Annotated in this window: 8 protein-coding genes and 1 pseudogene; all 9 read right to left on the bottom strand. The window is 57.1% G+C overall.

The window, feature by feature from the left end; genetic code table 11:
• Window positions 1–576: pseudogene (locus tag B2W52_RS15730) on the bottom strand (aromatic hydrocarbon degradation protein); the annotation flags it as partial.
• Between the two features lie 483 nt (window positions 577–1059).
• Entirely contained in the window at window positions 1060–2151 is a 1092-nt protein-coding gene (locus tag B2W52_RS15725) for an aldo/keto reductase (RefSeq protein ID WP_008170333.1), read from the bottom strand.
• A gap of 84 nt (window positions 2152–2235) precedes the next feature.
• Window positions 2236–3042 (bottom strand): dienelactone hydrolase family protein, encoded by an 807-nt coding sequence (locus B2W52_RS15720; RefSeq protein ID WP_008170335.1) that lies wholly within the window; start codon window positions 3040–3042, stop codon window positions 2236–2238.
• A gap of 78 nt (window positions 3043–3120) precedes the next feature.
• On the bottom strand, window positions 3121–3687 hold the full coding sequence (locus B2W52_RS15715) for a TetR/AcrR family transcriptional regulator (RefSeq protein WP_008170337.1): 567 nt from the start codon (window positions 3685–3687) through the stop codon (window positions 3121–3123).
• 43 nt (window positions 3688–3730) lie between these two features.
• Window positions 3731–4399 carry a cupin domain-containing protein gene (locus B2W52_RS15710; RefSeq protein ID WP_008170339.1) on the bottom strand — a complete coding sequence of 223 codons (669 nt, stop codon included), beginning with the start codon at window positions 4397–4399 and terminating at the stop codon, window positions 3731–3733.
• Between the two features lie 63 nt (window positions 4400–4462).
• The gene (locus B2W52_RS15705) at window positions 4463–5083 is read right to left on the bottom strand and encodes a glutathione S-transferase family protein (protein ID WP_008170341.1); all 621 of its coding nucleotides are present in this window, start codon (window positions 5081–5083) and stop codon (window positions 4463–4465) included.
• A gap of 262 nt (window positions 5084–5345) precedes the next feature.
• On the bottom strand, window positions 5346–6632 hold the full coding sequence (umuC, locus tag B2W52_RS15700; protein ID WP_008170345.1) for a translesion error-prone DNA polymerase V subunit UmuC: 1287 nt from the start codon (window positions 6630–6632) through the stop codon (window positions 5346–5348).
• The gene (locus B2W52_RS15695) at window positions 6629–7384 is read right to left on the bottom strand and encodes a CLCA_X family protein (RefSeq protein WP_008170346.1); all 756 of its coding nucleotides are present in this window, start codon (window positions 7382–7384) and stop codon (window positions 6629–6631) included. Before B2W52_RS15695 ends, umuC begins: the two co-directional genes overlap by 4 nt.
• Window positions 7381–7672 (bottom strand): LexA family protein (locus B2W52_RS15690; RefSeq protein ID WP_286803704.1); only part of this gene is annotated, 292 nt, incomplete at its 5' end. The genes B2W52_RS15695 and B2W52_RS15690, both read right to left, overlap by 4 nt.

Genomic DNA, 7672 nt, shown 5'->3' with positions numbered 1-7672 from the left:
ATCGAGGTCGGCTTTGGCTTCAAGCGTGATCCTTGCCGAAATGCCGGCATCAATACCACGCCAGATAGTGGTGGCAGCACCGATATTGAGGAACAGGGGCTCCTTGCCGTACTCCAGGAACTGGCCGCTTTCCGATGTATTTGAAGAAAAAGCCAGCAGTTCCTTGCCGTATTTCTCCACTCCCGCGATGAAGCCAAGATAGATCGGATGGTCAGAACGAGTCATTGAGGTGAGATTGGTTTTCATGCCGATCAGCACATGCTGGCTCGGAGAATCGGCGAGTATATCGCTATTGCGCTGAGGGCTTTCCGCCCTTAGTTCCTGTTCAGCATGAAGCAGGCCAACGGTCAGCTCACCCTTGGGATCTTTTGTCAGATATGCAGGGTTATAGTAGGTGGCAGACACCTGATCATTGAACATTGAGAGAGACTGAGCTGTGGCCACGTCGACCGCCATTACCCCGTAGGTGGTGCCGATGTTGCCCATGCTGGCCTGGGCAGAAAGAGAGAATCCTGCGGAAAGTATTGCAACTGTAAGGGATATCGCCCTTACCGAAAACCGGGGGAAGATCGCCATTAATACACTCCATAGCTCTTTGTTTTTGTCTATACGCCGGTGCTTCTGTCTGGGGAAAGGCACACGTTGGTTTCGGATAGGAGTATATGTTGCTTGTCCTTTCAGGAATCTGGCTTTCTTGACGCAACTTAACGGCAGTAGAGCCAGGCATTGCCATTGCCGGAAGTTGAAATGCATGATTGACATTTCGCACTTTGCGACTTTTTAGAGTGAGTCTCGGGCTTATCGGTACTGGGGATCTCGAGGGTTGTCAAAACCTATAACTTGTAAAGAGACCTGTATAAGCAGGGGTTACATTCCAGACAGGTCCAGCGCGAACATTAAAATGGAATCGATCAGCCTAACTCAGCCTCAGCAACAGCCGGCAAATCCAATAAAGCGATCAGTGGGCATGCGCTTCTGCGTTTTACAATATATTCATGCTCTCCTCCCCCGGTAGCCGCACCAGAGCGGCGCGGCTACCCGTGATATCAATTGGCGACATCATTCTCCCGGCTTTACCGGATCCCGGTACCCCGCCATCATCTTCATCATCCAGCCCGGGTACTCCTCGGGCAGGCGGCTGACTTCATCCAGGGCTACCAGTTCATCGTCGGACAAGCGGATTTGGGCCGCGCGGATATTGTCCCTGAGCTGCTCGGGCCGCTTGGCGCCAACGATGATGCTGGTCACAGGCTTCTGGTGTAGCAGCCATGACAGGGCAATCTGTGCCACATTGACCGGTTCGCCGTCGATCTGTTTGCCATCGGCAATCTCCCGCATAACCTTGATGACTTCGCTGCCCCGCTCGCGGTTGACGGGCGGAAAGTCAAACTTGGCGCGCCGGTTTTCTTCGGAAACGTCCGGCCCCTCGTATTTACCGGACAGGTAACCCCCGGCCAGTGGGCTCCACACCATCAGACCGACGTTCTCAGATTCCAGCATCGGAATAATATCCCGCTCCAGATCGCGACCTACGAGGGTGTAGTAGGCTTGCATGGATATGATCGGGCACAGGTTGCGGGCCCGGGTGATGCCGATGGCTTTCATCACTTGCCAGGCGGCCCAGTTGGACAGGCCCACGTAACGCACATGGCCTTGCTGCACCAGGGTGTTCAGTGCCTCCAGAGTTTCCTCGATCGGTGTGGCCGGGTCAAAACCGTGGATCTGGTACAGGTCAATATAATCCGTTTGCAGGCGCGCCAGGCTCGCCTTGCATTCGCTCATTATATGGCCGCGGGAAGCACCACGGGCATTGGGGCCAGCCCCCATGGGGCCAAGCACCTTGGTCGCCAGCACCACATCTTCGCGGCGAACGCCGAGATTCTTCAGGGACTGGCCGACGATGCGCTCACTGGCGCCGAAACCATAGATGTTGGCGGTATCGATAAAGTTGATCCCCGCCTCCAGGGCGATCTTCACGAGTTCGTCGGCCTGTTCCTGCTGCAACTGGCCGATCAGGCCCCAGATGTCCTCATCGCCGCCGAAGGTCATGGTGCCCAGGCACAGTTCGGATACGAACAGCCCCGAGTTGCCCAGCGACTTGTAGCCTGGACGATTGTCTCCATCGAACAGTGGTAAACTCTCAGTTGCCATGTTGCACCTCATCATGCTTTTCGGTTGGTGTTCCAGAATTCACTGTAAATACTGCCGGTTTCGGTTTGTTTGCACTCGCTTGTGTTACTGGGTGAAGATGGCCTTGTAGAAACGCATGGTGCCATCCCAGGAACGGCTGGCAGCCTCTTCATCATAACCAACCGGCATGCCGAACTCCTCGGCGATCTTGTCGGCGCCTGGGTTGGTGAATGAGTGCAGTACTCCGGGAAAGCTCACCAGTGTCAGGTCGACTTCGGCATCCTGCATCTCCTTGACCAGGCCCGCGACCTGATCCGAGGGGACCAGCTTGTCGGCACCGCCGGTGTACACCTGGATCCTGGCTTTCACGGACTCGGGTTCAGCCGTGAGGGGGCTGCCGAGCGCGCCGTGGAAGCTGACAACGCCGTCCAGATCGACGCCCATGCGCGCCATGTTGAGAACCACGGCGCCGCCAAAACAATAACCCTGTGCCGCAATTCGGGACGCATCAACACTTTCGTGGTTCTTCAGGATGTCCATCGCCTTCATGAAGCGCGCCTTGACCTGACTCATGTCCCGAGTGGCTTCCTGCATGAACTTCTGGGCGGTATCGGGATGGTCGGCTTGTTTGCCAGAGCCATACATATCCAGCGCAAACGCCGTATAGCCGGCCGAGGCAAGTCGTTCTGCCTGATTCCGGGCAAATTCATTGTGCCCCCACCATTCATGGACCACCAGAACCCCCGGACGCTTTTGCCCGAATTCATCATCCCAGGCCATGTAGCCGGTGAAGGTCTCGTCGCCGACTTGATACTCGATGGTTCTGGTTTGCGTTTCTGCCAGTACCTGCGTACTTGCAACAGTGAGTGACAGCGTGGCTGCTGCCAGTGCTGTTTTCAGGGTGCTCATCATCTGTTTGCTCCTTTTCGCTCGTTATGAGTCAATTTGCGTAGCGATTCTGTACATCAAAGCGCGATTCCTGTCCCGTCGTTACTGGCAGCGGGCGCGCAGCAGTCGCGTTGCGGCATCAAACACGGCGAGGTCTTCTTCGGTGCGCGCGGCAAGGTGGGCCCCTTCCAGCATCGCCAGGGTCGCCTGCGCTTCATCGGCGGGACCCAGGATGGCCGAGACGGATCCATCCCTTTGTCCCAGTTCAAACGTTGCCGTAATCCACTGCAGAACCATTGCGCGAACGGCGCCGACTCTGGCAATAACGGTGTCGGACAGGCTTTCGCGGCAGGTCGAAAAGGCAACGCACAGACACACGGTCTGGCCATCATGCAACGCCCCGCGGTACAGGGCAATGAGTGCCTTGAGGCGCGCGCCAGCGCTGGCATGGGCTGCGTCTATCTCGGTCAGACCCTGCTGCAGACTGGTCTGATAGCGCTCGATCAAGGCTTCGGAGAGCTTCGCCTTGGTGGGGAAATGATAATGGATCGAGGCCTTTCGAATGCCGATGGCCTCGGCCAGATCCGCGTAGCTGAACCCGTCAAAGCCCCGTGACCGGACGGTGTGCTCGGCAAGATCCATCAGGGCTGTTCTGGTATCACGGTTCATGGTTGTTCACCTGTCTGCCTTTTCAATCCCGCTATTGCCGGGCTTATACCCTCGGTGCCCCGGCAAATCGCAGGTGCCCCGTTTTCATCCAGATCTTGGCGCCGTCGTCCCCGGCCGTCACGGACAACCTGTGTCCTTCAGGGAGGCGCAACCAGTCATGCCTGGCCAGCACCTCGCCATCCCTGATAGCCGAACCTTCGACCACCAGCAGTTCGATTCCGCCGGGCGCCTCAGAGGTCAGTGTCGCCCCCGCATCGAGCTGGCTGTAGGTCACGATCTCACGATCGTCCTCATGCAGCTTTGCGGTGGCAACGCCGCCCACTGGGGCGCCCAGCTCGGCCTCCATATTCTTGCTGAACTGGGTGCGGTCGGCCAGGTCGAACTGCCACAGTTTCACAAATATCGTGCAGCCCGTTTCAGAGCCCGGAATATGTGACGTGGTTGGGGGGTTGCGCACGTAGGTGCCAGCAGGGAAGTCACCGTGCTCGTCCTGGAACACGCCATCGAGTACGATGAATTCTTCTCCACCGGTATGGGTATGCGCCGAGAAATGACTGCCCGGCGCATAACGCACGATGGTCGTGGCGCGGGCAACTTCGTCCCCGATCCGGTCCAGCATGCGCCGCTCCACCCCTTTCATGGGCGAGGGCTGCCATTCAATCTGGTCGGAATGCATAACCACCGGTTTGGAGAAATCTGCATTGATCTCCATGTTATTCCTCCCTTTTGTGCCCTTCATGTTTTCAGCGCTTACATTAAATCCGAAGGTTTCGGATTACCCGGCAATTGAAGGACGGGCTGCGACTTTTGCGCGCCAGGCCTGGAGATTGGTCAGGGACTCGGGAATGTCCACCTTCGCGAAATCCGCAAACCCCAGGCCGGCAAAGGCGGTGATGTCTGCGACCGAGAAGCTGTCGCCTGCGAGAAACTCATTGTCCGCCAGAACGCTGTCAAGATAGGTCATGGTTGCGCTGGCAATTTCTTTCTGTTTATTACCCCATTCAGCACACTGCCAGGTTTCCAGATCCGGACCAAGCCCGGGGGTCGCGTGATGGAAATAGGCACCCACGGCATTCATCAGACCGTTTTCTGCCCGCAGATTCATCATTGCGATACGGGCACGCTCCGCTGGGGTTGTACCCATAAGGGACGGACCATCAAAGACGCCGTCGATATATTCGGTGATGGCATTGCACTGGGCGATGCAGGTGCCGTCGTCAAGTTCCAGCATGGGCACGGTGGCATCCGGGTTTTTCGTCTTGAACGCCTCGGAACGGTGCTCGCCGCCCATGACATCGACCGGGACGAATTCCACCTGGTTTGTTGCGCCTTTTTCTGCCAGAGCGATGCGAACGCGGAGCGGGTTCGGGAAGCCTTCGATATCGTAGATTTTCATTGATTGCCTCTGTTGGTCATTAAACATGCGCCAATTAATCCACCTATTAGTAGGTAGATGTGCAAGAGGCAATTTGATTGTTCTGCTTTTCTTTGCGCTGTTGACAAGACATTCCAAACGCCAAGAACAGCCCGGGCCTTCTTGCAGTACATAGCCAAACCAAAAAGCCAGCTTCTCAGTTAGACGATTTGATAAATATCGAAGTGTTTTTGTTGAAAGAAGCGTGTGCGAAAGAGCAGCCGTGAATGTTCGCTTATGTTTACTAGCGAACCTTTGGCAAGTCATCCCAGCTGGTCGTATACGCCGGCGACAAATGCCCCCGCCGCATCGCGTAGGCCGCAGGCCCTGCCTCTCTGGCCATGTAGACCGTCGCCCTGGACTTTCGGTTGATCGTATCCATCACCACCATCAGGCGCTCCGATCTGCCATTGTCTGGCACCTGCTCCGGGGCCGCTTGGAATAGATCCTCTTGAAGCCCCACTTCTTCCACTAGCTCCCCCAACATAACGCCGGCCTTTGCGTAATTAAATCCTTCCCGGTACATCGGTCGAAGCAGGTTCAGGGCCTGCTGCACAATAACCCGGGAGTCCTGGCTGGGCTGGATGAGCTTCACGCTGGCACTGCGTGAATACTGCGGTGCCGTCGTCTTGAACGGATTCGTTCGAATGAACACCATCAGCTCTCCCGCATACTGCTGACCTCCCCGAAGTTTTTCGGTAGCGCGAGTCGCAAAGTGCACCACGGCTTCTTCCAGGTCGCTCAGTTTTTGAAGGGGCTGACCAAATGAACGGGAGCACATGATTTGTTTCTTGGGCGGTGGCACTTCATACCACGGCACACAGGGAATGCCGTTGAGTTCGCGGGCCGTGCGTTCCAACACGACAGAGAACTGTTTTCTGAGCGTTGCCAGATGGGTATCCGCTAACTGTAACGCCGTGACTATGCCCATGGCCTGAAGCCTGGCACGGAGTTTTCGCCCGACACCCCATACGTCCTCAACCGGTACGCGAGCCATCAGCCGCCGTTGCCGGGCGGGGTCCGTCAGATCGACTACGCCGCCGGTTGCCGGGTACTTCTTGGCGGCATGGTTGGCCAGCTTGGCCAGGGTTCGCGTAGGTGCAATGCCCACACAGACTGGCAAGCCGACGTTCTGATAAACCGTGTTCTTGATCTTCCGCCCAAAGTGCTCGAAAGACACCACCCGGTCAATGCCGGTCAGGTCCAGAAACGCTTCATCGATGGAATAGACATCTACTCGCGGAGCCAGGGCTTCAAGAGTGGTCATAACCCGTCTGCTCATATCGCCATAGAGGGTGTAGTTGGAGGAGAACACCTGGATGCCGTACCGGCGAATTTCCGGTTTGATGTGATGAACCGGCACGCCCATCTTGATCCCCAGCGCCTTGGCTTCTTTGGAACGGGCGACGACGCAGCCGTCGTTGTTGGACAGCACCACAACCGGTGTATGACGCAGATCCGGACGGAACAGCTTCTCGCAGGAGGCATAGAAGTTATTACAGTCCACCAAGGCGAATACGGCTGTCTTCATCCGGCTTTGGCCTGTTCCCGGTACAACGCAGCCCCGAGAGCGGCAAAGTAACACTGAAAGGCGTCATTTATCCGCTGGCGATGCTCGCCCTGCGGATACAGACCCGCCTTGGCTTCATGAGAGTGAACGGTTCCGTTTACCAGAAATCGGTTACGCGGCTGGCTGTCTTCAATGAAGGCTTCAAAGGCGCGAGCGCACAGCTCCTCCGGCTTGGTGTAATAAACCGTTCTCAAGTGCTGATCGGCCATCAGGGAGGCCCTGAACAAAGTGCTGGGTGCAGTGCCGTCCTCCGTCAGCATGATGGCCTGGAAGCAGGCGCCTAGCCGTTCATTCAGTGGGTGGGGTTTACTGCTTACGCTGTTCAGCCAGGCACTGGAGGCGAAGGCAAAGCCGAACGGTCCGGCATTCCGGTAAGCTTTGCCACCCATGTAGTGATCAAAGGCGTGAAACCACTCATGAGCGAGGCTACCTGCACCGGCGTTCTTGGCCAGCGCCAGCTGCCGGGTGGCAGGGATATAGTGCGCCGCCACGCCCAGCCGGCCGCCGATGCCATACTGCAGGCCCAGCGTGCTCCTTAGGGAGATCAATGGTTCCGGTCCTCGCAGGATCGTCATCAAATCACACAGCGCCTGATAAAACCGGCCGGCTGCCCGGCCCCGCTCCTGGGGCGTCACCCAGCGTCCGACCTCGATGCTGCGAAAATCGAACCGTCGTCTTACGGTGACAAAGGATACTGCCGATTCAGGTGTCATCCCTGGCCTCCCCGCTTGAGTGACCGAATGACGTTGGTGACCACCCCAAACACCTCCATCACCATATCGCCCTCGACGGTAATAGGCCGGTACGCTGAATTCCTTGGAAGGAGGCGAACAGGCGGTGGCGTCAAATGCAACTGCTTGACCGTCATCTCGCTTTCCAGGCTGGCGATGATGATGTCTCCGTGCTTGGCTCTCAGCGACCGGTCCACCACCAGGACATCGCCGGGATAGATGCCAGCCTCGATCATGGACTCTCCCTGAACACGCACGAAGAATGTGGCC

This window comes from Marinobacter sp. UBA2498 (genome assembly GCF_002341575.1).
GTDB lineage: Bacteria > Pseudomonadota > Gammaproteobacteria > Pseudomonadales > Oleiphilaceae > Marinobacter > Marinobacter manganoxydans.
This window is presented reverse-complemented; position numbering and strand designations above follow the sequence as displayed.

Excerpts from the sequence above, each read along its gene's own strand:
- B2W52_RS15725 (WP_008170333.1), bottom strand. The coding sequence starts at position 2,151 with ATGGCAACTGAGAGTTTACCACTGTTCGATGGAGACAATCGTCCAGGC.
- B2W52_RS15720 (WP_008170335.1), bottom strand. The coding sequence starts at position 3,042 with ATGATGAGCACCCTGAAAACAGCACTGGCAGCAGCCACGCTGTCACTC.
- B2W52_RS15715 (WP_008170337.1), bottom strand. The coding sequence starts at position 3,687 with ATGAACCGTGATACCAGAACAGCCCTGATGGATCTTGCCGAGCACACC.
- B2W52_RS15710 (WP_008170339.1), bottom strand. The coding sequence starts at position 4,399 with ATGGAGATCAATGCAGATTTCTCCAAACCGGTGGTTATGCATTCCGAC.
- B2W52_RS15705 (WP_008170341.1), bottom strand. The coding sequence starts at position 5,083 with ATGAAAATCTACGATATCGAAGGCTTCCCGAACCCGCTCCGCGTTCGC.
- umuC (WP_008170345.1), bottom strand. The coding sequence starts at position 6,632 with ATGAAGACAGCCGTATTCGCCTTGGTGGACTGTAATAACTTCTATGCC.
- B2W52_RS15695 (WP_008170346.1), bottom strand. The coding sequence starts at position 7,384 with ATGACACCTGAATCGGCAGTATCCTTTGTCACCGTAAGACGACGGTTC.